General features: G+C 67.2%; 25 protein-coding genes. 7 read left to right on the top strand and 18 right to left on the bottom strand.

What is annotated here, in order from left to right; all coding sequences use genetic code 11:
- Both DKG75_RS06465 and DKG75_RS06460 read right to left on the bottom strand, forming a co-directional pair.
- Entirely contained in the window at window positions 1-960 is a 960-nt protein-coding gene (locus DKG75_RS06465; protein WP_109921041.1) for a thiamine pyrophosphate-dependent dehydrogenase E1 component subunit alpha, read from the bottom strand.
- Between the two features lie 8 nt (window positions 961-968).
- Window positions 969-2,117 (bottom strand): acyl-CoA dehydrogenase family protein, encoded by a 1,149-nt coding sequence (locus DKG75_RS06460; RefSeq protein ID WP_109920284.1) that lies wholly within the window; start codon window positions 2,115-2,117, stop codon window positions 969-971.
- A gap of 321 nt (window positions 2,118-2,438) precedes the next feature.
- Here DKG75_RS06460 and DKG75_RS06455 point away from each other — a divergent pair, with 321 nt between their 5' ends.
- A complete protein-coding gene (locus DKG75_RS06455) occupies window positions 2,439-3,044 on the top strand; it encodes a TetR/AcrR family transcriptional regulator (RefSeq protein WP_109920283.1) in 606 nt (201 codons plus the stop codon).
- Window positions 3,045-3,080: 36 nt separating this feature from the next.
- On the opposite strand, the gene DKG75_RS06450 is transcribed toward DKG75_RS06455, so the two are convergent.
- Window positions 3,081-4,346 (bottom strand): amino acid ABC transporter substrate-binding protein, encoded by a 1,266-nt coding sequence (locus DKG75_RS06450; RefSeq protein ID WP_166646469.1) that lies wholly within the window; start codon window positions 4,344-4,346, stop codon window positions 3,081-3,083.
- A gap of 211 nt (window positions 4,347-4,557) precedes the next feature.
- Here DKG75_RS06450 and DKG75_RS06445 point away from each other — a divergent pair, with 211 nt between their 5' ends.
- Window positions 4,558-6,174, top strand: coding sequence for an AMP-binding protein (locus tag DKG75_RS06445; RefSeq protein ID WP_166646470.1), 1,617 nt, complete (start codon window positions 4,558-4,560; stop codon window positions 6,172-6,174).
- A 60-nt stretch (window positions 6,175-6,234) separates the two neighbouring features.
- Here the strand turns inward: DKG75_RS06445 and DKG75_RS06440 are convergent, their stop codons facing one another.
- The 6 genes from DKG75_RS06440 to DKG75_RS06415 are packed head-to-tail and all read right to left on the bottom strand — an operon-like array spanning window position 6,235 to window position 11,416.
- Window positions 6,235-6,885, bottom strand: a complete 651-nt coding sequence (locus tag DKG75_RS06440; RefSeq protein WP_109920280.1) for an EthD family reductase — start codon at window positions 6,883-6,885, stop codon at window positions 6,235-6,237.
- Between the two features lie 16 nt (window positions 6,886-6,901).
- Window positions 6,902-8,062, bottom strand: a complete 1,161-nt coding sequence (locus DKG75_RS06435) for an NADH:flavin oxidoreductase/NADH oxidase (RefSeq protein WP_109920279.1) — start codon at window positions 8,060-8,062, stop codon at window positions 6,902-6,904.
- Window positions 8,063-8,077: 15 nt separating this feature from the next.
- A complete protein-coding gene (locus DKG75_RS06430; RefSeq protein WP_109920278.1) occupies window positions 8,078-8,785 on the bottom strand; it encodes an ABC transporter ATP-binding protein in 708 nt (235 codons plus the stop codon).
- Window positions 8,769-9,518: an ABC transporter ATP-binding protein gene (locus DKG75_RS06425; protein WP_109920277.1), complete on the bottom strand. Its 750-nt coding sequence runs from the start codon at window positions 9,516-9,518 to the stop codon at window positions 8,769-8,771. Before DKG75_RS06425 ends, DKG75_RS06430 begins: the two co-directional genes overlap by 17 nt.
- A gap of 10 nt (window positions 9,519-9,528) precedes the next feature.
- A complete protein-coding gene (locus DKG75_RS06420; protein WP_109920276.1) occupies window positions 9,529-10,542 on the bottom strand; it encodes a branched-chain amino acid ABC transporter permease in 1,014 nt (337 codons plus the stop codon).
- A 7-nt stretch (window positions 10,543-10,549) separates the two neighbouring features.
- Window positions 10,550-11,416 (bottom strand): branched-chain amino acid ABC transporter permease, encoded by an 867-nt coding sequence (locus DKG75_RS06415; RefSeq protein ID WP_166646471.1) that lies wholly within the window; start codon window positions 11,414-11,416, stop codon window positions 10,550-10,552.
- A 420-nt stretch (window positions 11,417-11,836) separates the two neighbouring features.
- Here DKG75_RS06415 and DKG75_RS06410 point away from each other — a divergent pair, with 420 nt between their 5' ends.
- Genes DKG75_RS06410 through DKG75_RS06400 form a run of 3 tightly spaced genes read left to right on the top strand, consistent with a single transcriptional unit; the run spans window position 11,837 to window position 14,307 of the window.
- Entirely contained in the window at window positions 11,837-13,054 is a 1,218-nt protein-coding gene (locus DKG75_RS06410) for a CaiB/BaiF CoA transferase family protein (RefSeq protein WP_109920274.1), read from the top strand.
- Window positions 13,051-13,851 carry an SDR family NAD(P)-dependent oxidoreductase gene (locus DKG75_RS06405; RefSeq protein ID WP_208112058.1) on the top strand — a complete coding sequence of 267 codons (801 nt, stop codon included), beginning with the start codon at window positions 13,051-13,053 and terminating at the stop codon, window positions 13,849-13,851. The genes DKG75_RS06410 and DKG75_RS06405 overlap by 4 nt, the downstream gene beginning before the upstream one ends.
- 15 nt (window positions 13,852-13,866) lie before the next feature.
- Window positions 13,867-14,307 carry a MaoC family dehydratase gene (locus tag DKG75_RS06400; RefSeq protein ID WP_109920272.1) on the top strand — a complete coding sequence of 147 codons (441 nt, stop codon included), beginning with the start codon at window positions 13,867-13,869 and terminating at the stop codon, window positions 14,305-14,307.
- Between the two features lie 10 nt (window positions 14,308-14,317).
- On the opposite strand, the gene DKG75_RS06395 is transcribed toward DKG75_RS06400, so the two are convergent.
- Complete coding sequence (locus tag DKG75_RS06395; RefSeq protein ID WP_109920271.1) at window positions 14,318-14,899, bottom strand: TetR/AcrR family transcriptional regulator; 582 nt, start codon at window positions 14,897-14,899, stop codon at window positions 14,318-14,320.
- 171 nt (window positions 14,900-15,070) lie between these two features.
- On the opposite strand from DKG75_RS06395, the gene DKG75_RS06390 reads away from it, so the two are divergent.
- Window positions 15,071-15,424 (top strand): carboxymuconolactone decarboxylase family protein, encoded by a 354-nt coding sequence (locus DKG75_RS06390; RefSeq protein WP_109920270.1) that lies wholly within the window; start codon window positions 15,071-15,073, stop codon window positions 15,422-15,424.
- Window positions 15,425-15,442: 18 nt separating this feature from the next.
- Window positions 15,443-17,032, top strand: coding sequence for an AMP-binding protein (locus tag DKG75_RS06385; RefSeq protein ID WP_109920269.1), 1,590 nt, complete (start codon window positions 15,443-15,445; stop codon window positions 17,030-17,032).
- Window positions 17,033-17,171: 139 nt separating this feature from the next.
- On the opposite strand, the gene DKG75_RS06375 is transcribed toward DKG75_RS06385, so the two are convergent.
- From DKG75_RS06375 to DKG75_RS06340, 8 genes are all read right to left on the bottom strand, one after another.
- Window positions 17,172-18,599 (bottom strand): aldehyde dehydrogenase family protein, encoded by a 1,428-nt coding sequence (locus DKG75_RS06375; protein WP_109920268.1) that lies wholly within the window; start codon window positions 18,597-18,599, stop codon window positions 17,172-17,174.
- Between the two features lie 15 nt (window positions 18,600-18,614).
- The gene (locus DKG75_RS06370; RefSeq protein WP_109920267.1) at window positions 18,615-19,703 is read right to left on the bottom strand and encodes an acetoin dehydrogenase dihydrolipoyllysine-residue acetyltransferase subunit; all 1,089 of its coding nucleotides are present in this window, start codon (window positions 19,701-19,703) and stop codon (window positions 18,615-18,617) included.
- Complete coding sequence (locus DKG75_RS06365; RefSeq protein ID WP_109920266.1) at window positions 19,703-20,725, bottom strand: alpha-ketoacid dehydrogenase subunit beta; 1,023 nt, start codon at window positions 20,723-20,725, stop codon at window positions 19,703-19,705. The genes DKG75_RS06370 and DKG75_RS06365 overlap by 1 nt, the downstream gene beginning before the upstream one ends.
- Window positions 20,726-20,798: 73 nt before the next feature.
- On the bottom strand, window positions 20,799-21,767 hold the full coding sequence (locus DKG75_RS06360) for a thiamine pyrophosphate-dependent dehydrogenase E1 component subunit alpha (RefSeq protein ID WP_109920265.1): 969 nt from the start codon (window positions 21,765-21,767) through the stop codon (window positions 20,799-20,801).
- Window positions 21,768-21,805: 38 nt separating this feature from the next.
- Window positions 21,806-22,726, bottom strand: coding sequence for a phytanoyl-CoA dioxygenase family protein (locus DKG75_RS06355; protein ID WP_166646472.1), 921 nt, complete (start codon window positions 22,724-22,726; stop codon window positions 21,806-21,808).
- A 19-nt stretch (window positions 22,727-22,745) separates the two neighbouring features.
- On the bottom strand, window positions 22,746-23,537 hold the full coding sequence (locus DKG75_RS06350) for an ABC transporter permease (protein ID WP_109920263.1): 792 nt from the start codon (window positions 23,535-23,537) through the stop codon (window positions 22,746-22,748).
- A gap of 13 nt (window positions 23,538-23,550) precedes the next feature.
- Complete coding sequence (locus tag DKG75_RS06345) at window positions 23,551-24,444, bottom strand: ABC transporter permease (RefSeq protein WP_166646473.1); 894 nt, start codon at window positions 24,442-24,444, stop codon at window positions 23,551-23,553.
- Between the two features lie 34 nt (window positions 24,445-24,478).
- Window positions 24,479-25,564 (bottom strand): ABC transporter ATP-binding protein, encoded by a 1,086-nt coding sequence (locus DKG75_RS06340; RefSeq protein ID WP_109920261.1) that lies wholly within the window; start codon window positions 25,562-25,564, stop codon window positions 24,479-24,481.
- Window positions 25,565-25,577 lie beyond the last annotated feature (13 nt).

Raw genomic sequence — 25,577 nt, 5'->3', positions numbered from 1 at the left:
CTACTCCGCGTAAACGTCTTCAAGAATGGTTTCCGGGGCGGGGCTTTGAAGGCCCGACGCCCATTCGGCGGCATCGCGGATGCGCTGCTCGGCCGCCGCCTTCAGCCCCGCGAGCACGCCGGCGTCGAGGCCGAGGGCGGGCGCCTCGCGTTCCAGGCGGGCGATGGGGTCGAAAGCGCGGCCGTTCTCGCGTTCGGCCCTGGTCTTGTAGCTTTGCGGATCGCCCTCGTAATGGCCGTGCCAGCGATAGGTCTTCGCCTCGATCAGGGTCGGCCCCGCGCCGGCGCGGGCGCGCTGCGCCGCCGCGTCGACGGCGGCATGGACGGCCAGCACATCCTCGCCGTCGACGGTGACGCCCGGGAAGCCATAGGCCGCCGCCCGATCCGCCAGGCGGTCCAGCGAGACATGGACGCTGTAGGGCGAAAGCTCGGCGTAGCGGTTCACCTCGCAGAAGAAGATGATCGGCAGGCGCCAGATCGCCGCCATGTTCATCGCCTCATGGGCGATGCCCGCCCCGGAAGCGCCCTCGCCGAAGAAGGCGACGACGCAGCCGGGCACCTTGCGGATCTGCAGCGACAGCGCGGCCCCGACGCCAAGGCCCATGGACTGGCCGACGATGCCGTTCGCGCCAAGGACGCCCGCGGCGACATCGGCGATATGCATCGAGCCGCCCCGCCCCTTGCCATAGCCTTCGGCCTTGGCGAACAATTCCGCCATCATCCGGCGCGGGTCGGCGCCCTTGGACAGGCAATGGCCATGGCCGCGATGGGTGCTGGTGACGTAGTCGTCGGCAGTCAGGGCGCCGCAGGCCCCCGCCGCGCAGGCTTCCTGCCCGAGCGAAAGGTGGATGAAACCCGGCAGATCGCCCTGCTTGTAACGTTCCGCGGCGATCAGCTCGAAGGTGCGGATCTCGCACATCGAGCGATAGAGCCGGGCGGCGGTTTCGCGCATATCGGTCATGACCGGCCTCAGCACCCCAGTGCCCGCGCGATCAGCAGTTGCTGGATCTCGTTGGTGCCCTCGCCGATCTCGAGGATCTGCGCCTCGCGGTAAAGCCGGTTCACCTCATAGTCGTGCATGAAGCCGTAACCGCCGTGGATCTGGTAGGCGTCGCGCGCCGACTGACCGGCAAGCCGCGTGCCGACCAGCTTCAGCATGGCGGCATCGCTGTGGACATCCTCGCCGCGGCTGTGCTTCCAGGCGACGTAATGGGCGAAACGGCGGGTCGCCTCGGCATGGGCCGCCATGTCCGCGAGCTTGGTCTGGGTGATCTGGAACGAGCTGAGCGACTGGCCGAACTGCTTGCGTTCCTTGGCATAGGGCAGAGTCACCTCGAGGCAGGCCCGGCTCAGCGCGGCGCCCAGCGTGCCGAAGACGATCCGCCCCAGGTTCAGCCCGCCGAGGGCCTGCTTCAGGCCGGCGCCCTCGGTGCCCAGCAGCATGTCGTTGCCGACCCGGCAGTCCTGGAACACCAGTTCGCGGTTGTCCATGCCGTGCCAGGCCATCTTGTCGAAGGACTGGCCAAGCTCGAAGCCGGGCGTGCCCGCCGGCACGGTGAAGCACGAGATCGCCTTGCCGCCGCCCGGCTTTTCCCCGGTGACCGCCATCAGCACCAGCCCGTCGCTGATCTCGGTGCCGGCGTTGCTGATGAAGATCTTGTTACCGTTGATGATCCAGCCGTCGTTGCCGTCGCGCACCGCCCGCGTGCGCAGGCCGCCGGCGTCGGAGCCGGCGTCCGGCTCGGTCAGGCCGAAGGCGCCCAGCTTCTCGCCGCTGGCGAATTGCGGCAGCCAGCGCTGCTTCTGCGCCTCGTCGCCAAGGTGCACATACATGTTCGCGACCATGACATGGACCTGCCAGATCAGCGCGAAGGTCTGGCTGACCGTGCCCACTTCCTCCATCGCCAGGATGTAGGTCAGGGAATCGAGGCCGCTGCCGCCGTATTCCGGCGGGATCAGGATGCCGGGCATGCCAAGGGCCGACCACTTGCGCCAGAGCTCCAACGGAAACGCATGGTCGCGATCCATGCGCTCCTGCACCGGCGCGATCTCCGCGCGGGCGAAGTTCCGCACCATCTGCTGCAGTTCAAGCTGCTCCGGAGCCAGTTCGAAATTCACGCTCGCCTCCCTGCTGTACTCATTCCCGGGTGCCGCCCTCAGGGCCCGACGCTCCACCAAACCCGAAACGCCCCGCCAGGATCGCCATCAGACTAGCGCCTCAAATTCAGAAATCAAACGGTTGTTTGTTTGAGCTGACGGCAGCGCATGGGGCGGCTGCGCTAATGGGGTTGTTGGGGCCGGGGTTTCTGTGCAATAGAACAAGCGTTTGGATATTTCCCGGAGCGCCGCCGTCGCCGACCCGCCATCGCCGACCGGCAGTGATCGCCGGCCGCGACCGCCGGCCGTGCTCGCCAACCGTGACCAGCAGAGTGGTGTGACATGAGTCGAAGGCAGGCGAAGCCAGCAACGAGTCCACACGCCGATTCCGGCAACCGGCTGGACATCATCATCGACGCGGCGGCGCACAGCTTTGCCAAGGCCGGCTACGACGCGACCACCATGCGCGACATCGCCGCCCTGACGGGGATCCTGCCGGGGTCGATCTACTATCATTTCAAGTCGAAGGAAGACCTGTTCCTGGCCGTGCACGATGCCGCGATCGAGCGCGTCTGCCGCGGCGTTCTCCGCGCGATAAAGCCGGGCACCGAACCCTGGACCCGGCTGGAACAGGCCGCGACCGGCTATCTCGACAGCATGCTGGGGGCCGACGCCGTCTATGCCACCCTGATCGTGACGGAATTTCCCAAGCGCCGGTCGCGCAAGCTGCGCTCCGCCCTGGTCTCCCACCGCGACCGTTTCGAGCGCCTGTTCACCGGCATCATCGATGAACTGCCCCTGCGCGAGTCCGTCGACCGCCGTTACTGGCGCCTGGCCCTGATGGGCATGCTGGCCTGGACCCATGTCTGGTACCGGGCAGGGACCGACAGCCCCCAGGCCATCGCCTGCAAGCTGGTCGAACAGCTGCGCTTCCAGACCGCGCAATGAGGCGGCGGGCCCTCGCCCGCCGCCCGCCTTCCGGCCTCAGCCCCAGGGGCCGCGCGGATAGACCCCCGGCGCCGTCGCCAGCGCTTCGGGATAGACCACCGTCGCCACCGGATCGTCGCCCAGCCACTGGATGACCGGCACGCCCTCGCGCTGGATGCGGCCGCGCTCGTTGAACGAGATCGGCCCCCAGACCGTCTCCGTCTTCACCTTCAGCAGATTCTGACGGATATGCTCCTGGTTGAACGGATCGGCCGGATCGGCGTCCTTCAGCGCCATCTGGTAGAGCAGCGGCACGGAATAGGCCGCCGCGGCGTGATAGGTCGGGGTATAGCCGAATGTTTCCTCGAACTTGGCCAGGAAGGCCCGAGGTCCCTCGAAATGGGGATCCTTGTATTGCAGGGCCGGGGTCCAGAAGGTGACGCCGATGACATTGCGCAGCTTGCTGCCCAGGGACTGTTTCACCGCCGGCGTCGTCGTCAGGTGGCCGCCGACGAAAGCCTTGGGCACGACCCCCAGGGTCGACATTTCCTGGACCAGCTTGATGCAGATCAGGTCCCAGCCGGTATTGAAGACCAGGTCGATCTCCCCCGCCCGCTTCATCTTCAAGACGGTCGGGCGCAGGTCCTGCACGTTCGGCGGCAGCACATCCTCGAACACGATGTCGATCCCGTGCTGGGCGCAGCGCTCGCGGATGCCGATCGCATGTTCCTGATAGACCGGGTCGTCGATGATGACGATGCCCGCGGTCTTCGGCTTCGGATTTTGCCGGGCGAGGAAATCGACCGCCAGCAATTGGTAGGTCTTGGCGCCGCCGACCAGGGTGAAGGCGGTCTTGCCGCCGATTTCCTCGTCGACCCGCGTCGAGGCCGCCCCCGCCTGCACCAGGACCCGCCCGTGCCGGCCCGCGATGGCGCCCTGCGCCAGCACGGTGTCGGTGCCATAGGCGCCGGCGATGCAGTTCACCTTGTCGTCGCTGATCAGCTTCTCGGTCAGCTGGGCCGTGCGCGAGGCATTGTTCTCGTCGTCATAGACCGACCACTTCACCGCCATCGGCATGCCCGCGACCTCGATCCGCCCGCCGACCGTGCGGGTCCAGAAGTCGTAGCCGTCGCGATAGACCTTGGCGACTTTCTCGTAGGCGCCGGTCAGCGGCAGCGAAGCGCCGAAATGGACGGTACCGGCCGCCTGGGCACGGCCGAGGCGCGGCAGGCCGACGACGGCCGCCCCCGCGACACCCGCCGCCGCCTGAAGCAGGCTGCGCCGGCTGGGCGCATGATCACTGGAAGGTTTGGGCTGAAGCACGGGCGTTCTCCCTTTCGATGGACGTTTCCCCGATGGACCTTGGCCGTCCCGGATTCTGCTGCCGGGCGTCAGTTTTATATCAAACAGTTGTTTGTTTTGTGGACTCAATTTTTACCAATGATGCCAGCAATATGGCGATCCGGCATGTTGTTATCAAAACGTTTGTTTGATACAGATACGACGGACGAGCGAAAGCCCAAGGGAGGGAATCTTGCTGGCACTGGCATCCGAAGAGCGGGTCGTCGGGACCTTGTTGCACCGGGCGGCCGAGCGCTTTGGAGATCGGACATTCCTGCAGTTCGGCGACGCCTGCATCGGCTTCGGCGCCTTCGACGATCAGGCCAGCCAGGTCGGCAACGGCCTGATCGGGCGTGGCCTCGACCGCGGCGGCAAAGTCGCGATCTTCATGCGCAACAGCCTCGAATTCCTCCAGGCCTGGTTCGGCGCGGCGCGCATCGGCGCGCTCTATGTCCCGATCAACACGGACTACAAGGGCGAGATCCTGCGCTACCAGCTCGACAAGGCGGATGTAACCCACATCATTATCGGCACGGAATTCGTCGGGCGGCTGGCCGCCGTCGTCGCCGGGCTGCCCGAGCTGCGCCACGTCATCATCGCCGGCCCCTGGCCGGAAACCGGCCTGGAAGACGCCGTCGCCGCCCTGGCCGGGCACGTGGCGCTGCATGATTTCGCGGCCGTGCTCGATGCCCCGGCGGCGGATCCCGGCATCGCCGTCGCCCATGGCGATCCTCACGCGATCAGCTTCACCTCGGGCACGACCGGGCCGTCCAAGGGCGTGCTCGCGACCAACGGCCACGTCATCAGCTTCGCCCGCGACTGGACCAGGGCGACCGCCTTCCGCGAGGGCGAGGCGATCTTCACCCCGCTGCCCTTGTTTCATGCCATCGGCGCCTGGCTGGGGGTGCTGCCGGCGATGCTGATGGGCGGCCGCATCGCGATCGTGCCGAAATTCTCGGCCTCCACCTATTGGGACGAAGTCCGGCGCTACAAGGCGGACATCGCCCACGGCATCTTCTCGATGATTCCGATCCTGCTGAAACAGCCGGCCCGGCCCGACGACGCCGACCAGCCGGCCCGGGCCTTCTACATCGGGCCGCAGAACGTCGAGTTCGAGCGCCGCTTCAACTGCCGCATCGTCGAGGTCTTCGGCGCGACCGAAAACGGCATCGTCACCATGAGCGACTACCACGGCGAACGCCGCCCCGGGTCCTGCGGGCGCCCGAACACGGAAACCTTCGAGGTCATAATCGCCGACGAGAACGACGAGCCGGTGCCGCCGCGCCGCCAGGGCGAGATCCTGATCCGGCCCCGGCGGCCCCATTCGATGATGAAGGAATACTACAACGCGCCCGAGGCGACGGTCGAAGCCTTCCGTAATCTGTGGTTTCACACCGGCGACAATGCCTGGCAGGACGAAGACGGTTACGTCTACTTCCTCGACCGCAAGAAGGATGCGATCCGCCGCCGGGGCGAGAATATCTCGTCCTACGAGCTCGAGGCGGTGGTCAACCTGCACCCGGCCATCCTCGAATGCGCGGCCGTCGCCGTCGCCTCCGAGCTTGGCGAGGACGAGGTGAAGCTGGTCGTCGTGCTGCGCCAGGGCGAAAGCCTTCCGGCCGCCGACCTCTGGGCCTATTGCGAGGAAAAGATGCCGCGCTTCTGGGTGCCGCGCTTCATCGAATTCCGGCGGGAAATGCCGAAGACGGCGAACCAGAAGATCCAGAAATACGTCCTGCGCGACCGGACGCCGGACAGCGACCTGCACGATCGCGGCCCGGCCGCCCGCGCCCGCGCCGCCGCGCGCTGAATGAAAGGGGCGGGACCCGCAGGCCCCGCCCCTCCCCCCCTTCGCCGCCCTTGCCCGGGCTCAGGCGGCGCTGTCGTGGACTTCCCGCGTGATGATGATCGGCAGGTGGCCGTCGGGCAGGAAATTCGCCTCGTCCTCGCGCGTTACCTCATATTCCGGCGTCTCCGCGCCGGCGCGCATGGCCGCGGTCGATTCGAACCAGGTGATCGCCAGCCCGTCATAGGGCGGCACCCCCAGCTCGTAGTCGCCGAGATCGAGGTGGTTCTGCTCGTAACGCAGGATCGACGGGATGGTGGCGCCCAAGGGGCCGTGCACCGACCGCCAGTAATGGCGGAAGGCGCCAAGGGCCATGCCCGGGCGGCGATTGACGAATTCGATGTTCTTGACCGCCCCCGGCACCGCCCGGCCGTCCTTGGCGACATGAACCTCGACCGGCATGTGGACGGTGCGCAGGGGATCGGCGAAACCGCTGGCGTCCACCGCGCCGCGCGCGGCCCGGGCGGCGCCCGCGTCGGCGAAATAGCATTCGGACATGCCGTCGAACAGAAGCTCGCCCTTGCGGTAGCCCTGGACCAGCCCGTGCGACTGGACATGGCGCAGCAGCCCCGGCAGCCGGCGCGCCGCGGCGACCTCTTCCTCGAGGAAGCGGGCCTGGAATTCCTCGACCGCCATGCCGGCCGGGCGCTTGTAGAGGGTGATCAGCTTGGCCATCGCGGCTCCTCGCGCTTTAGGACGTCTTCTTCGGGCCGAAGCTCTCGCCCTGCTGCCGGGCCCGGCGCATCAGCCACCAGCCGAAGCGTTCGGGCCATTGCTGCCAGCCGCCGTCGCCAGCCGTCCGCAGCGCGGCCTCCGCCGCCCAATTGGGATCGACCAGCGCCTCCCGCGCGATGGCGATGAGATCGGCGTCGCCCGCCTGAAGAATTTCCTCGGCATGGGTCGCGTCCCGGATCAGGCCGACCGCGATCGAGGCGATACCGGCCTCGCGCCGGACCCCCGCCGCGAAGGGGACCTGGAAGCCGGGGCTGCGCGAGATCAGCATCTGCTGGCGGGCCAGCATCATGCCGCCGGTCGAACAGTCGACGGCATCGATGCCGATCGCCTTCAATGCCTTGGCGAAGACGATCGTATCCTCCATGGTCCAGCCGACGTCGACGCCGTCGACCGCCGACACCCGCACGAAGACCGGCTTTTCCGCCGGAAAGGCGGCGCGCACCGCCGCCGCGACGCGCAGGGGAAAGCGCATGCGCCCGGCCAGATCGCCGCCATAACCGTCCGTCCGGGTGTTGGACACCGGCGACAGGAATGAATGCAGCATATAGCCGTGGGCGCAATGCACCTCGATCACGTCGAGGCCGGCGGCATCCGCCCGGCGGGCGGCTTCGGCGAAATCCGCCACCAGCCGGTCGAGATCGGCCGCCGTCGCCTGCCGGGGCTGGGGCCAGCCGGTGCCGAAGGGCGTCTCGGTCACGCCGAGGCTCGGCCAGGGCGCCTCGCCCCGCGCCTCGAGGTCGGCGGGGCCAAGCGGGCCGCCGCCGTGCCAGGGCCGCTGCGACGAGCCCTTGTGGCCGCTGTGGCAAAGCTGGATGCCGGCGGCGGCCCCGAAGCGATGGAGGAAATCGGCGATGCGGCGAAAGCCCGGGATCTGGTCGTCGTGCCACAGGCCGACGCAGCCATGGGTGATCCGTCCCTGTTCGCTGACCGCCGTCGCCTCGGCGAAGACGAGGCCGGCGCTGCCCAGGGCGAAACGCCCCAGGTGCACGAGGTGGAAGTCGTCCGCCCGGCCGTCGGCCGCGCTGTACATCGCCATGGGCGAGATCATCACCCGGTTGCGCAGCGTCAGGCCCCGGATGGTCAGCGGGCTCCAGAGCAGGGGGGCTTCATCGGTCATGTCGGGTCTCTTCGTTCAGGCGATGCCAAGGAAGGATTCGCGGACGCGCTCGTCGGCCAGCAGCAGCCTGCTGTCGCCTTCGAGGGTGATGCGCCCCTTTTCCAGGATGATGCCGCGGTCGCTGGCCTCGAGCCCGCGCCCGACATCCTGCTCGATCAGCAGGATATGGACGCCCTGCGCGGTCAGCAGCGGCAAAAGCTCGAAGATCTGGTCGACGATCAGCGGGGCAAGCCCCTGCGACGGCTCGTCCAGGATCAGCAGGCGGGGATCGGCGACCATGGCCCGCGCGATCGCCAGCATCTGCTGCTCGCCCCCGGACAGCATGCCGGCGGCCTGGTGCAGCCGCTCCCGCAGGCGGGGAAAGCGGGCCAGTTCCCGCTCGACGCGGTCGGCGACGATGGCCGCCTTGAGGCCGTGGCCGCCGACCCGCAGGTTTTCGAGCACGGACAGGGTCGGGAAGGTGCCGCGCCCGTCCGGCACCATGCGGATGCCGCGCCGGGCGATCTCGTGCGGCGGCAGGTGGCCGATCGCCTCGCCGGCGAATTGCACCGCGCCCGCCGACCAAGGCAGAAGGCCGCAGATGCCGCGCAGCAGGCTGGTCTTGCCCGCCCCGTTAGAGCCGACGATGCTGGTCACCGGCGTCTCCCCCAGGTCGAAGGAAATGCCGTCGACCACCCGGGCACCCCGGTGGTAGCCGCCCAGGAACTCAGAGACCCTGAGCATAGCGCCCGCCGAGATAGACCGAGATCACCTCCGGCATGCGGGCAACGGTGTCCGGCGCCCCTTCGGTCAGCTTGCGCCCCTGGGCGATGACGACGACCCGGTCGCACAGTTTCATCACCGCGCGCACGTCGTGCTCGACGAAGATGATGCCGATCCCCTCGCCCCGCAGCCGCGCCAGGATGGCCAGGATTTCCTCGCTTTCGATCGCGTTGAGGCCGGCCAGGATCTCGTCCGTCATCAGCAGGCGCGGGTTTGTCGCCAGCGCGCGGGCGATCTCCACCCGCTTGGTCTCGCTCACGGTCAGGGCTTCGGCCGGGGCGTTCCGCCGCGCCTCGAGCCCGGACAGGCGCAGCACGCGCCGGGTGCAGTCGGCCGCGCTTTCGCCGCCCGCCCGTTCCTCTTCCCGGAACAGGCTGGCGACATGGACATTGTCCCAGACCGTCATCCCGGACAGCAGCGAGGCGGACTGGAAGGTGCGCACCGCGCCCAGCGCGCAGATCTGGTCGGGGCGAAGGCCGGACAGCGGGATGCCGCGAAGGCTGATCTCGCCCCCCGACGGCGGCAGCAGGCCCGAGATCAGGTTGAACAGCGTCGTCTTGCCGGCGCCATTCGGCCCGATCAGGCCGACGATTTCGCCGTCATGCACCTCGAAGGAGACATCGTTGAGGGCGGTGATGCCGCCGAAGCGGCGCGAGATTTCCCGGACCTGGAGCAAGGGGGCCGTGGCAGTCATGATGTCGTCCTCAGGCTTTGGGCGGGGGTGGGGCATCGCCGGCGCGCTGTTCCCGGTCGGGGCGCCGGAGACGGCCGGCGATCGACCAGAACAGGCTGACCAGCCCGCCCGGATGGAAGGTGATGATGCAGACGATGAGGGCGCCGTAGATCAGCCGGTGGTATTCGAGGAAATTGCCCCAGGCGATCTGGTCGATGACCGAAAGGCCGATGCCGCCGACGATCGGGCCGAGGATGGTGCCCGCCCCGCCGAAGATGGTGATCAGGATCATGTTCAGCGTGATCGAGACATCCATCACGCTCTGGACCGAGACGAAGGAAATGAAGGGCGCGAAGACGGCCCCCAGGATGCCGGGCCAGATCGCGCTGAGGGCGAAGGCGATCACCTTGTAGCGGGTCGTGCGGATGCCGATCGAGGCCGCCAGGATCTCGTCCTTCCTGATCGCATGCAGCGCATAGCCGAGGCGGGAGCGGGCGATCACGATCATGCCCCCGACCGCCAGGGCCAGCAGGGCAAGGAACAGGTAATAGAAACCGGCAAGGCCGATCGCCGGCTCCACGCTCCAGCCGAGATCATAGGGCCCGAGGCCCCGGGTGAAGGTCCAGCGCTGCAGCACGGTCTCGAACACCAGCATGACCGCCAGCGTCGAAAGGGCGAAGTAAAGCCCCTTCTGCCGCATGATCGGCGTGAACAGCAGCGCGATGGCGGCATTCACCGCCCCCGCGGCCAGCATGCAGACGGGCAGCGGCAGGCCGTAGCGGACGGTGCCGATCGCGCTGACGAAGGCGCCGAGGCCGAAGAAGACGCCGTGGCCGAAGCTGGCATAGCCGGCGAAGCCACCGATCAGGTTCCACGAGGTCGCCAGGCCGATGTTGATGAAGACGAAGGTGAACAGGCGCACCCAGTAATCGTTGACGAGCAGCGGCAGAAGCGCGACGGCGAGCAGGAACAGCCCGAGGCAGGCGAGTTGGGGCAGCACGGCACCGGTGCGGAGGTTCCAGGCGAAGGTGAAGAATCGGGTCATCGCAGCCTCATTTCCGCAGCGCGGGGCCGGTACCGAAGAGACCCTGCGGCCGCAGGATCAGGAACAGCAGCAGGACGCTGAAGATGACGGCCGGCGCCGCGGTCGGGACATAGAAGGACGCGCCGAAGCTGAGCACGCCGAAGATGAAGCCCCCGACCAGCGCGCCGACGATGCTGCCGAGCCCGCCGATGGTGATGACCAGGAAGGCGTCGACCGTCCAGGTGAAGTGCATATAGGGCGCAAGCGGGCCAAGGGTGACGAACATGCCGCCCGCCAGCCCGGCCCAAAGCCCCGAGACGAACATGGTCCGCTCGAAGGTCGCGTTCAGGTTGATGCCGCAAAGCTGCGCCGACTCGCGCCGGTCCCGGCAGGCCCTGAGCGCGCGCCCGAAGCCGCTGTGCGACAGCAGCAGGAAGAGAAGCCCGGTCGACGCCAGGCTGACCAGGAAGATCAGCAGGTCGAAGGACGGCACGAAGGTCTCGCCCAGGAACCAGCCGGGCGGCAGGCCGGTCTCCAGCCGCACCATCCGCTCCTCGCCGCCCCAGGCCTGGATGCCGAGCTCGGTGATGACCGCCGCCATGCCGAAGGTCTGCACCAGCACCATGAGGGGTTCCAGCTTGAACGTCCGCGCGATGAAGAAGCGCTGCGCGACCACGGCCAGCAGCCCGGTGCCGCAGGCGGCGCCGGCAAGGGCGACGGGATAGGGCAGGCCCAGCATCCGCCCGAGATATTCGGTCAGCAGCCCGCCGAAGACGACGAGGGCGCCATGGGCGAAGTTGACGACCCCGATCACCCCCAGCACCAGGGTGAAGCCGAAGGCCGCCATGGCATAGATGCCGCCGCGCAGCAGGCCATAGATCACGACGTCTTCCATGAATTTCCCTCCCCTCAGGCGGTGTTCAGGCGGCGACAGGACGGCGGCCGGCACCGCCCGCCCGACCTGGCGCGGCGGGCGGTGCCTCGCCCCACTCAGGCGCAACGCGAGTGGAGCGGTGCCGAGGCGGCGCCCGGCCCATGTGCGGAGATCCGCGAAACACGCTTCATGCGTTCCTCCCCGGCGCGCCGCGATTTCGCCGCGGTCTGGTTTCTGCTTCGCCCCCAATAAACCAAACGATAGTTTGAATTCAAGCCCGAAAATCGAAATGCCCGCCGCTGCACGATGATTCCCCAGCGGCATCGGCCGACCAGGCGGCAAACCCCGCCATAAAACAAACGACCGTTTGAATTACCGGGCTTTGTATGCCACCCTGCGCCAGCAGGAGAAGAAGCAGAAATCACGGGAGCGAGAACAGGAATGGATCAGGCTCGATCGAACACAGCAGCCACCGACGGGCAACCCGCCCCGCTCGCCGGTATCCGGGTCCTCGACCTGACCCGGTTGCTGCCGGGCGCCTATTGCACCCAGACCCTGGCGGACCTCGGCGCGGAAGTGATCAAGGTCGAACAGCCGGGCGACGGCGACTACTGGCGCTGGACCGAACCCCGGGTGAAGGTCCAGAGCGTGCAGTTCCTTGCCCTCAACCGCGGCAAGCGCAGCATTACCCTGGACCTCAAGAATCCGGCCGGGCGCGAAGCCCTGCTGCGGCTTTGCGAGACCGCCGACGTGCTTCTGGAAGGGTTCCGCCCGGGGGTCATGGCGCGGCTGAACCTTGCCCCGGAGGTCATCCAGGCCCGCAACCCCCGGCTGGTCTTCTGTTCCCTGTCGGGTTTCGGCCAGACCGGGCCCTATGCCCAGCTCGCGGCCCACGACCTGAATTATCTCGGGATGACGGGGGTGCTGCACTATGTGAACGGCACGGCGGCCCAGCCCCGCGCCACCGCCCTGCCCGTCGCCGATATCGGCGGCGGCGGCCTGATGGCGATTGCGGGCATCCTGTCCGCGCTGGTCGAGCGCGAGCGCGGCGGCAAGGCGCGGGTGGTCGACATTTCCGTGGCCGACGGCCTGTTTTCCTGGCTGTCCTTCATGACCACGCGCTGGAACGTCCCCGGGCATGAGGCGGAGCCGAGCCCGTTCGACGCCCCCTTCGACAAGCCCTTCTATTCCGTCTACGAAACCGCCGACGGCCGCCACCTGGTCACCGGCGCCTATGAGCCGAAATTCTGGGTCAACCTGTGCCGGGTCCTGGGGCTCGAGGACTGGATCGACCGGCAATGGGCGGAAGGGGACGAGGAGGCGGAATTGCGCGGCCTGATCGCCGCCGCCTTCCGCCGCCGCACCCAGGCCGAATGGCTGGCGATCTTCGCCGAGCACGAAGCCTGCGTCACCCCCGTGCTCTCGCCCCGGGAAGCCCTGCAAAGCCCCCATGCCAAGGCCCGCGGCACCGTGATCTGGGTCGACGACCCCGTCGAGGGCCGGCTGCAGCACATCGCCTGCCCGATCCGCATGGATGGGGTCACGCCGAACGCGCTCCAGCCGGCCCCCGCCCTTGGCGCCGATACCGATGCGCTGCTGAAGGAGGTTGGCTACGACGCCGCCGAGATCGAGGCGATGCGGGCCCGGAAGGCGGTATGACGATGGCGACGGAACCGCAAAGTCCGCCCCGGCCGGCCATGCCGGCCAGCGCGCTGATCACCGGCGGAACCTCGGGCATCGGCCTCGAGGTCGCCGCCCTTCTCGCCGCCTCGGGCACCGGCCTGATCATTCTGAACGGGCGGAACGAGGCGCGGGGCCAGGCCGCCCTGGAACGGCTGCGCGCCATCGCCCCCGGCACGGGGTTCGCGTTCGTCGCCGCCGACGCCTCGACCGCCGGCGGGGCAAGGACGCTGGCGGAGCGGGCTTCCGCGATCCTCCCCGGCCCTCTCGGCCTGCTGGTCAACTCGGCCGGCGGCGACTTCATGCCGAAACTGTTCCACCTGACCGGCCCTGACGAGATCGAGGGCGTGATCCGCCACTGGCTGCTCAGCGTCATGCATGTCTGCCGGGCGGTGCTGCCGCTGATGGGACGGGGCAGTTCCATCGTCAGCGTCGCCTCGGACGCCGCCAAGCTGGCGACGGTCGGCGAGGCGGCCATCGGCGCGGCGCTGGCCGGGGTCGTGATGTTCTCGCGGACCCTGGCGATGGAGACCAAGCGGAACGGCATCCGGGTCAACGTGGTGACGCCGTCCCTGGTTTCGGGCACCGGCACCTTCGACCGCATCAATGCCGATCCGTTCGCCGCCAAGCTGTTCTCGAAGGCGACCGCCATGGCCCATCTCGGCGTGCCGACCGCGGCCGACGTGGCCGAGGCGGTGGTCTTCCTCGCCGGTCCCGCCGCCAGCCGCATTTCCGGCCAGGCGATCAGCATCAACGGCGGCATTTCGGCCGCCTGACGGAAAGCCCCGACCATGACCTATCCGATTGCAGGCGATCTTTTCCTCGACGATCTCCATGTCGGCCAGACCGCCGAACGGCGCCACCGCATCACCGACGACACGATCCGGACCTTCGCCGCCCTGACCGGCGACTACAGCCCGCTGCACGTCGACGAGGACTTCGCCGCCGGTTCCCGCTTCGGCCGAAGGCTGGCCCATGGCCTGCTGACCGCCTCCTTCATCACCGAGATCATCGGCATGGAGCTGCCGGCCCGGAACGGTATCTACATGGGACAGACCCTGTCGTTCCGGAAACCGGTGTTCATCGGCGACGAGGTCGTCGTCCGGGCCTCGGTCGCGGCGATCGACGAGGAAAAATGCCGGATCCGCCTGACGACGCTCTGCCTGGTCGACGGGCAGGTCGTGCTCGAGGGCGAGGCGCTGATCCACGTCCCCAAGCGCCCCTGGCCTTGACCGGGGGCGGTCAGGCCCCGGTCTGGTCGCGCAGCAGTTCGACCAGCTTCTGCGCGATGACCTTCGGCGAATCGCCGTTCGACCGGTACCAGACATGGGTCCAGGCCAGCATGCCCATCAGCGCCAGGCGCCAATAGCGGCGATCGACCGTCTCCTTCAGCGGCAGGTCCTCGATGATGTCGACGAACAGCCGCTCGAAGCGGTCGCGCTGCGCGATCAGCTTGGAGCGCAGCGGCTGCGACCGGCGGCGGGGAAACTCCATCACGATCAGGGCGGCATACATCGCGTCGTTGCCCAGCATGCTGTCCAGGTAGCCGGATGCCGCCTGCTCCAGCCGCGCCCATGGCTCGGCGCCCGGCTTGATCGCGCGGGTGACGCCCCGGCAGATCCGCTCGATCGCCGCGTCGTGCACCGCGACGAACAGGTCTTCCTTCGACTTGAAATGATAGTAGATCGAGCCCGGCAGGATGCCCGTCAAGGCCGCGATGTCCCGCATCGTCGTCGCGTCGTAGCCGGCCTTGGCGAAACAGCGGGCACCGGCATCGATGATGGTGTCCAATCGATTGTTGGCTTCCGCGCGCCGGGTCGTCATTGCTTGTTCCTCTGGATTCCCCTCCCTGAATATTCGCCTGTCCGGCGTCCCGCAAGTGCTCCTGCGCGACGGCCAAGGTGACGAAACGGATTGAACTCGGCTTTACGCTGTGGCATCAATAACCAAACAAATGTTTGAATAACGGCGCGGCGGCGGCGGGAGGACGGAAACATGGACGGCAAAGACGATCCCGCGGCAGCGGTGCGCGCCAGCCTGTCGGGCTTCGCCCCGAAGCTGATCGACTATACCGACGAAGTGCTTTTCGGCGACCTGTGGCGCCGGCCGCAGTTGTCGAAGCGCGACCGGAGCCTGGTCACCATCGCCATGCTGACGGCGCTCTACCGGGTCAACGAGCTGCCGTTCCACCTCAAGCTCGGGCGGGAGAACGGCCTCAGCCAGGAAGAAATCGTCGAGACCCTGACCCATGCCGCCTTCTATGCCGGGTGGCCCGCCGCCATGAGCGCGGTCAATATCGCGAAGTCCGTCCTGGACCCGCAGCCGGCCCCCGATCACCCCAACGTCTGAACAGCAAGGACCCAGGACGTGCAGCAGTTCCGCTTCGATGACCTGCCGACGACGCTTCACCACCTTCTCGATTCACGGGCGGAAGCGCTTGGCGCCCAGACCTATGCCATCGTCGGCGAGACGGATTACAGCTATCGCCAGATCGCGGCCTGGTCCCGCCTGATGGCGGCGCGGCTGCATGCGCTGGGCGTCCGGCCGGGACAGCGTGTCGTCGTGCTGATGGAGGCAGGCGCGCCATATCTCGCGCTCTGGTTCGCGCTGTCGCGCGTCGGCGCGGTGGAAACCCCGATCAACCCCGCCTATCGCGGCCTGCTTCTCAAGCAGCTGATCGAAACCGCCGAGCCCTCCCTCTCCCTGGTCGCCCCGGCCTATCGGGACCAATATATCGATGCCTGCGGCGCTCTCGTGCCGCCGGAACGGGTGATCGACCCCGCGGCCCTGCTGGACCCGGCAGCGGCAGCGGCGGACCTCCCCGCCCTTCCCGTCGGCCGGCGCGATACCGCCGCCATCATCTTCACCTCGGGCACCACCGGCCGCTCGAAGGGGGTGATGATCAGCCAGCGCCAGCAATTGTCCTTTGGCCAGGCATTCCGCGAAATCACCGCCCTGACCACGGCCGACACGACCTACAACTTCCTGCCGTTCTTCCATATCGCGGCGAAGTTCCTGGCCCTCGGCACCATGCTGGCGGGCGGGCGCATGGTCCTGCGCAACGGCTTCAGCCTTTCGGCCTTCTGGCCGGAGGTCCGGCGCCACGGGGTCACCGTGACCTCGGCGGTCGGCGGGCTCTGCCATATGCTCTACAGCCAGGAGCCGGCGGCCGGCGATGCCGACAACCCGATGCGCCTCATCTACGCCGTGCCGATCCCCTGGGAATTCAAGACCGAATTCGAGCAGCGCTTCGCCCTGACCCTCGTCGAGGGCTACGGCAGCACCGAAAACAACCTGATCGTCTTCTCCAGGGCCGGCGAGGCGACGCCGCGCGGCTCCTGCGGCCGGGCCAGCCCCTATTTCGAGATCCAGATCCAGGACGAGCTGGGCGACCGGCAGCCGCCCGGCGTGGCCGGTGAAATCTGCGTCCGGCCCAAATATCCCGACACCTTGCTGCAGGGCTATTTCGGCATGCCGGACAAGACCCTCGAGGTGCTTGCCGACCTCTGGTTCCACAGCGGCGACCGGGGTTACATGGACGAGACCGGCTATGTCTTCTTCCTCGACCGCCTGAAGGATGCGATCCGCCGGCGCGGCGAGAATATCTCCTCGTTCGAGGTCGAACGGGTGCTGAACAGCCATCACGCCGTCGCCGAGACGGCGGTGATCCCCCACCCTTCCGAACTGGCGGAAGACGAGGTGAAGGCGATCGTCGTGCTGAAGCCGGGCCGGCACGCGACCCACGAGGACATCCTTCGCCACGCCGCCGACAACATGCCCCACTTCATGGTGCCGCGCTTCATCGAGTTCCGCGACGTGCTGCCCCGCACGCCGACGATGAAGATCAGGAAACAGGAGCTGAAGGCCGAAGGCAATTCCAGCCGGACCTGGGATTGCGAGGCGGCCGGCCTGCAGATCACCCGCAAGGGCATCGTCCGGAAAAACGCGACGGCCTAGGTGTTCAGTCCCGTCATTCGATGGGTTGGATTGCGCCTGAAATTCTCGCGCTCGACCGTCCACCGTTTGCAGATGAACGCGCAGGGCGTGCGGCCTTTGAGGGTCGTGAGGCGGCGCCTCGGCCCCGGCGGTACGGCTGCTACGCGCCGTAGCCGACGATGCCGCGGATTTCGAGGAAATCGTGGATGCCCCAGTCGGCGTATTCGCGGCCGTTGCCCGACTGCTTGAAACCGCCGAAGGGCGCATGCGTATCCCAGTCCGGGTAGTTGATGTTCACCGTGCCGGCACGCAACTGCCGCGCGACGGCGCGGGCATGGTCGAGGTCGGCCGAGGCGACATAGGCCGCAAGGCCATAGACCGTATCATTCGCCTTCTCGATCGCTTCCGCTTCCGTGTCGTAGGGCAGGATGGACAGGACCGGCCCGAAGATTTCCTCGCGCGCGATGGTCATCTCGTGCCGCACGCCGCCGAACACCGTCGGCTTTGCGTAGTAGCCCCGGTTCAGCCCGTCGGGACGCCCGGTGCCGCCGGTGACCAGGGTCGCCCCCTCGTCGATGCCGGACTGGATCAGGCGCTGCACCTTGTCGAATTGCAACTGCGAGACCAGCGGCCCCAGCACCGTATCCCCCGCCAGCGGATCGCCGACCTTATGGGTTTCGGCCGCCGCCTTGGCGATCTCCAGGGCCCGGGCATGCTGGCCGGCGTGGACGAACATCCGCGTCGGCGCATCGCAGGACTGGCCCGAATTGCCGAAACAGCCGGCGACCCCGGCGCTGACCGCCGCTTCGAGATCCGCATCGGCCAGAATGATGTTGGCCGATTTGCCGCCCAGTTCCTGGGCCACCCGCTTCACCGTATCCGCCGCCGACTTGGCGACGATGATCCCCGCCCGGGTGGAGCCGGTGAAGGACACCATATCGACCCCGGGATGGGCGGCGATGACCTGGCCGACATCCGGCCCCGTGCCCGAGACGAGGTTGAACACCCCCTTGGGCACCCCCGCCTCCGCCATGATCTCGGCAAAGATGATCCCCGAGATCGGCGCGATTTCGGACGGCTTCAGCACCATGGTGCAGCCGGCGGCGATGGCCGGCGCCACCTTGCACACGATCTGATTGAGCGGCCAGTTCCAGGGCGTGATCATGCCGACGACGCCGATCGGCTCCAGGGTGATGCGCGTGCCCCCGCGCGGGTATTCGAAGACGAATTCCTCGAGGGCCTTGATCGTCGCCTCCATATGCACCTGGCCGGCCCAGGCCTGGGCCGCACGGGCAAAGGACAGCGGCGCCCCCATTTCGGCCGTCACCGCCTGGGCGATATCCTCGTAACGCTCGTTATAGAGTTCCAGGATCCGTTTCAGCAGCGCCAGGCGCTCCGCCTGCGGCACCCGGGCGAAGGACGGGAAGGCCGCCCTGGCCGCCGCCACCGCCCGGTCCACATCCGCCGCCGTGCCCAGCGCGATCCGGGTATAGGCTTCCTCGGTCGCCGGGTTGATGACATCCAGCGCCGCCGGCACCAGCGGGTCCACGAAAGCCCCGTCGATATAGAATTTCAGATGGTTCGACATTATCGGCCCTTTCCGTCAGAGACCGGCCACATCGCGGATCGCGCGGGTGACCTCGGCGGCAGCTTCCATATGCAGCATGTGCCCCTTGCCCGGCAGAATCCGCAGCGGCTTGGGCGCCGCCGCCGGCGGGGCGATGATCTTGTCCTGGTCGCCCCAGAGGATCACCGCCGGCACGTCCAGGCCGGCGAGAACCGCCTCGAGGCCGGCCGCCTTGGCCAGCGTTTCCGACCGGAGCAGGGCCAGGGCCGCCTGCACGCCGTCGAGCCGCTTGAAGTTCAGCAGCCCCTCCACCATGTCGCGGGTGACCAGGGCCGGGTCCGCGAACAGCAGTTCGACCCAGGGCTTCAGATCCTTGCGCTTTTCGGCGGCGATGAAGCCGCCGATATAGGCATCGTTGACCCGCCCCGCGAGGCCGGCCGGGGCCACGAGGGACAGCGAGGCCAGGCGCCCGCCGATTTCCGCCCCGGCGAGGGCCGCAACCAGCCCCCCCATCGAATGGCCGACGAGATGGACCCTTTCCAGCCCGAACTGGCCGATCAGATCGACCAGCGCGCCGACCAGCGCCGAAACATCGCCGGTGCCGACATCCTTGGTCGATTCCCCATGCCCCGGCAGGTCGAGCGCCAGGACACGGCCGACCTCGGCAAGACCGGGCGCATTGAACAGCCAGTTGTTCAGATCGCCGCCGAAACCATGGACCAGGACGAAAGCCTCCGTTCCCGGCGCGCCGAGATCGAGGACGCGGATCGAGCGCCCGCCGATATCGATCACCTGGGGGCCGCCGCCGTCCCCGCCCTCGCCACCCGCAAGGGCGACCTTGCGTTCGGCGACGAAGGCATCGATCACATCGTCCGGCACCGAGGCATCGGCGATGACCCCGAGAAGGGCGCCCACCGGCACCGTCTGCCCTTCCTCGATCACCTGGCGGCGCAGGATGCCGCCGTCCCGGGCCTCGAGCACATTGGTGATCTTGTCGGTTTCTATCTCCAGGATTTCCATGCCCGGCTCGACGGCCCGGCCCGGCCGGACCAGCCAGCCGGACAGGCGTCCCTCGGTCATGGACATGCCCCATTTGGGCATGGTAACGGCAAAGATCCCTTCCATCACGCGGCCCCCCGGCGCGAACGCAGCGAGATTTCCACGGCCTGCGCCACCTTCTCCGCCGACGGCAGGTAAAGATCTTCCAGCGCCGGGGAGAAGGGCACCGGCGTATGCGGGGGCGTCACCATCTTGATCGGCCCTTTCAGGGCATGAAAGGCGACATCGGCGACCTGGGCGGCGATGTCGGTTGCGATATTGCAGCGCGGGCTGGATTCGTCGACGATCACCAGATGCCCGGTCTCCTCCACGCTTTCGACGATCGTGTCGAGGTCGAGGGGGGAGGTGGTGCGCGGATCGATCACCGTCGCCTCGATCCCGCGTTTCGACAGCAATTCCGCCGCATCCATCGCCACCTGCACCATGAGCGCCAGCGCCACGATGGTGACATCGCCGCCGTCACGCAGCACCTTGGCTTCGCCGAAGGGAATGGCATAGGGGCCGTCCGGCACCTCGCCCGTTACGCCGTAGAGCAGCTTGTGCTCCAGGAAGATCACCGGATCGTCGTCCCGGATCGCCTGGATCAACAGGCCCTTGGCGTCATAGGGATTGGATGGGATGACGACCTTCAGCCCCGGGATATGGGTGAAGATCGGATATAGGCATTGGGAGTGCTGGGCCGCCGTGCGGAACCCCGCGCCGATCATCGCCCGGATCACCACCGGCGTGACCGCCTTGCCCCCGAACATATAGCGGAACTTGGCCGCCTGGTTGAAGATCTGGTCGAAGCAGACCCCCAGGAAATCGGCGAACATCAGGTCCGCGACCGGGCGCAGGCCCGTGGTGGCGGCCCCGACGGCGGCGCCGATGATCGCGCTCTCGCTCAAGGGCGTATCGACCACCCGCGCTTCGCCGAACTCGGTATAAAGCCCCTTGGTCACCCCCTCGGAACCGCCCCAGGCATCCATCTCGCCGGAAGCCCCGATGCCGCCCGAGATATCCTCGCCCATCACGATGACGCGGGGGTCGCGCCGCATTTCATGGAAATGCGCCTCGTTCAGCGCCTGCTTGAAAGTTTTCTTCGGCATATCGGCCCCTGAATATCGGGTTGCGGCTTAGAGCATCGTCAGGCGAACCGGTTTCCACTTCGCCTGAACATGCCTAGTAACGGACATAGACGTCGGTCAGCAGGTCTTCCGGCCCCGGCATCGGGCTGGACTTGGCCAGCATCACCGACGCTTCGATCTCGTCGCCGACTTCGGCATCGACCAGATCGAGATCGGCATCCGACAGCAGGCCCGCCTCCACCACCCGGCGACGGAAAATCTTGAGGCAGTCGTGATCGCGCTTCAGCGCCGCGACCTCGCCCTCGGCCCGATAGGTTTCCGCATCGCCCTCGAAATGGCCGTAGAAGCGGGGCACCTTCACTTCCATCAGGGTCGGGCCGCCACCGGCCCGCGCCCGCGCCACCGCTTCCCGCGCGGCGTCCCAGACGGCGAAGAAATCGGTGCCCTCGACCGAGATGCCGGGCATCCCGAAGGCTTGCGCCCTGTTCACGATATCCTTGCAGGCGACCGACCAATGGCTGGCGGTGGTTTCGGCATAGCCGTTGTTCTCGAAGACGAAGATCACCGGCAGCTTGAGCACGGCGGCGAAATTCATCGCCTCGAAGGTCGTGCCCTGGTTGGAACCGCCGTCGCCTGTGAAGGCTACGGCGACATTGCCGGTTCCCAATGTCTTGGCCGTCAGGGCCGCGCCGCAGATCAGGGGCGGGCCGCCGCCGACGATGCCGTTCGCCCCCATCATGCCCTTGGACAGGTCGGCGATATGCATGGACCCGCCCTTGCCGCCGCAGATCCCGTCCTTGCGGCCATAGAGTTCCAGCATCATGCCGTTCACGTCCGTATCCTTGGCCAGACAATGACCATGGCCCCGGTGCGTGCTGGAAATCATGTCCTCGTCGGTCAGGTTCATGCAAACGCCGACCGCGCTCGCCTCCTCGCCGGCATAGAGATGGACGAACCCCGGCATTTCGCCGGCGGCAAATTCGATATGGACCCGATCCTCGAAATCGCGGATCCGGCGCATCCGCCGATAGGCAAGGAGAAGATCCTCGCGGCTGAGCTGCATGTTCGTTTTCCTTGTCGTCGTCTGGCCGTGGGCGGGGATCAGATGAGCACGCTCCACTGGCCGGGCTGAAGCTCGCCGCCGCCGTCCTCCGACAGGTCGACCGCGCCGCGCTGGTCTTCCGGCACATCCATCAGCACCACCCGGCAGTCGTTCTGGTCGACCCAGCCGAGATAGGGTTCGTGCGTCTTGTAACCGAGCAAGTCCTGGACCTTGCGCGGCAGCTTCATGGCGACATGGGGCGGCACGGCCAGGAACTGTTCCTCCTCCTGGCGCAGCCAGCCGACGATATAGCCGAGGATCATGCCGATCCGGGCCTCGCCGGTGGTATTGGCGCCGCCGCCATGGAACGTGTCGGCGAAATAGATCAGAAGCGACCCCCTGGTCATGACGGCCTGGCACCATTCGCCGTCCACCGGTTCCCGCCCCTCGCCCCAGAGATGGCTGCCGGGGGCGACGCGGGTCGCGCCGTTGCTTTCATTGAAATCGGTCAGTGCCCAGATGCTGTGGATCAGGCGATGATGCTCGACCGGGTGCTGGAACGGCCACAAGGCATCGTCGCGGTGCATGTGCTGGGCCGGCTGGTTCGAATGGATGCTGATCGCCTGGGAAACCGAGAGCCGGTAGCGGGTGCATTGGGGCAACAGCACGCGGTCGCAGATTTCCATCACCACGGGCTTGGTCGCCAATTCGCCGACCGCCGCCGACTTGCCCAGCAGGCCGCAGCAACGCTTGGTCCGATGCCCGACGAAATCCCCGTTGCCGAACGGCGTCTGGTCGAGCCAGGGGCCGAGTTCACGGTTGACCGCGTCGATTTCCGCCGCCGTCGCCAGATCCTTGATGATCAGGGCGCCGTCCCGGAACAGAACCTCGATGATCTCGTCGATTCCGGCGTCCGCGGACAAGGTGGTGATCTGGGCCTTGGCCAGAGGTTCCGATTTCAGCATCTGATGCGCGCTCATGGCGGTGTCTCCCGGGGGATCAGTGGGCATTGTGCTGGCGTCCGCGCGAAAGGCGGAGGCCGATGGTGACCAGAACAAGGGTGAGGACGATCATCACCGTGCCCGCGACATTGACGAGCGGCGTCGCCTCGCGGCGCAGGATCGACCACAGGACCATGGGAAGCGTGTTGTCGCGCCCGGTCAGCAGATAGGTGACCGCGATCTCGTCGAGCGAAAGCGACAGCACGATCATGACCGAACCGATCAGCGCGGTCTTGATGTTGGGCAGGGTGACGCGGAAGAAGATCTCCCATTCGTTGGCGCCGAGGTCGTGGGCGGCCTCGTATTGCGAGCGGCCCAATTGCTGCAGGCGGGCGAAGACCTCGGTCACCGTGATGCAGATGAGCGCCGTCCCCTGTCCCATGATGATCGTGTGCAGCGAGAGCCGGACGCCGCCCCAGACATAGAAATTGAGCAGGGACACGCCGGTGATGACGCCCGGCAGCACCACCGGCAGCAGGACGAGGCGCCGGAACGTCTCCTTGCCGGGAAAGTGGAAACGATCCATGGCGATCGCGCCCATGACCCCCAGCGGCACGCCGATGAGGACCGTGCCGGCGGCGACATAGACGCTGTTCCAGATCGCCTTCATCATCTGGCGATTGTCGAGCAATGCCGCATACCAATCGAAGGTGAAGCCTTCGAACGGCAGGCCGACCCGGGGGCTGGTGTTGAAGGACAAGGCCACGATCACCAGGATCGGCAGGTAGAGAAACAGCATCACCGCGCCGGCAAGCGACCAGATGAGCGGCGTAGGGGCCACGGCCTTCATGTTCGCCTCCCTTCTAGAGCCGGACCTGGGTCCGCTTCTCCAGCCGGTTGACGGCGGAGATCAGCAGGGCCGCAAGCACGATGATGGTGACGCCGATGGCCGCCGCCAGCGGCCGGTCGTTGGCGACGCCGAGCAGGCTGATGACGACACTGGAAATCATCAGCGAGTCCGAACCGCCGAGCAGGGCCGGGGCCAGGAAATCGCCGAAGCCGAGCGAGAAGGTGATGACCCCGCCGGCCAGCACGCCCGGCACGCTGATCGGCAGGACGATGCGGCGGAAGATTTCGAGGCCGTTCGCCCCCATGTCGCGCGCCGCCTCGATCAGGCTGGCCGGGATGCGTTCCAGCTGGGCATAGATCGAGAGCACGGCAAAGGGCGTGAAAATATAAGTGAGCGTCAGCACGACGCTGAAATCGTTGTAGAGGAACATCCGTATCGGCTCGTCGATCAGGCCGAGCGACATCAGCCCCTTGTTGATCAGGCCGGCCGGGCCGAGGATCGTCTTCCAGGCATAGGCCTTGACCAGATAGCTCGCCCACCACGGCAGGATGACGAGGATATAGACGACCTGCCGCGCCCGCTCGCTCGGCAGGTTGAAGGCCATCGCCATGGCGACCGGATAGGCCAGGAGGGAGGAGAACAAGGCCGTCAGCAGGCCGATCCAGGCCGAACGCAGGATGATCGGGCCATAGGGATCGTCGAAGAAAACCTTGCGGTAATTCTCGAGCGAGAAGCCGGGGGCGAAGACCACCCCCTCCATGCGGCCGAAGCTGTAGAACGCGGTGATCGCATAGGGCACGAGCATGAACAGCACGAACCACAGCAGGGGCGGCAGCAGCCAAATGGCCATGTGCCGGCGTTCCAGCGCCTTGGCCGAGGGCGGACGGCGGACCTTGGCCGCGCTCATGCTGCCGGCGTCTTCGGAAACGGAACCCGCCATCTCAATGCACCAGCACGCGAATATCGGCAGGGCGGACGGCGAAGCGCACCGCCGCCCCAGGAACCACCAAGGTTTCGCCGATCTTGGCCTCGACCGTCACTTCCTGCCCGCCGGGCAGGCCGACGACATGTTCCATCCGGTTGCCCAGGAAGACGCTCTGGCGATGCTCGCCGTCGATCCAGTTGATGCCCTCGCCCGTGAAGAGCGCGCGGTCGGCGCGGAACATCACGGTGACCTTCTGGCCGACGCCGAGACCGTCGGGAACCGGAGCGACGATGGCGCCCAGCCCGTCGAGGCGCAACATGCCCTCGCCGCCGTCGAGCCGCTCGACCGACGCGTCGAGCAGGTTGGCCGCGCCCATGAACTGCGCGACATAGCGGCAATTGGGCCGGTCGTAGATCGCTTCCGGCGTGTCGTATTGCAGGATCTTGCCGCCATGCATGACGGCGATCCGGTCGCTCATCGACAAGGCTTCGTCCTGGTCGTGGGTGACGAAGACGAAAGTCTTGCGCAGCGCCGCGTGGATCCGCTTCAGCTCGAGCTGCATCGCCCGCCGCAGCCCGGCATCGAGCGCGCCCAGCGGCTCGTCGAACAGCACGATCGACGGTTCGGTCGCCAAAGCGCGCACCAGGGCCACGCGCTGGCGCTGCCCGCCCGAGAGCTGGTGCGGCAGGCGCTTGGCAAAGCTGCCCATATGGGCGAGATCCAGGTAATCGGCGACCCGCTTGCGAACCTCGTCCCTGCCGAGACGAGGCCGGGAACTGCGCAGGGTCAGGCCGAAGGCGATATTTTCCTCCACCGTCATGTGGGGGAAAAGGGCGAGATCCTGGAACATCATGCGCATGTCGCGCTTCGATGCCGGCCAATCGGTGACATCGGTACCGTTGACCAGGATCTGGCCGCTGCTCGGCATCTCGAGGCCGGCGATCATGCGCAAGGTCGTCGTCTTGCCGCAGCCGCTGGACCCGAGCAGGGAGACGAACTCCCCGCTCTGGATATCCATGCTGAGCCGGTCAACGGCCTTGAACACATTCCGATCCCCCTGGAAATGCTTCTCCAGGTCGATGAGACGGATAGCGTAACTCATGCCGCCTTCTCCT

The sequence above is a fragment of the Zavarzinia compransoris genome (assembly GCF_003173055.1).
GTDB lineage: Bacteria > Pseudomonadota > Alphaproteobacteria > Zavarziniales > Zavarziniaceae > Zavarzinia > Zavarzinia compransoris.
The sequence above is the reverse complement of the archived record's forward strand: the minus strand, read 5'-3'. Positions and strand labels throughout refer to the sequence as shown.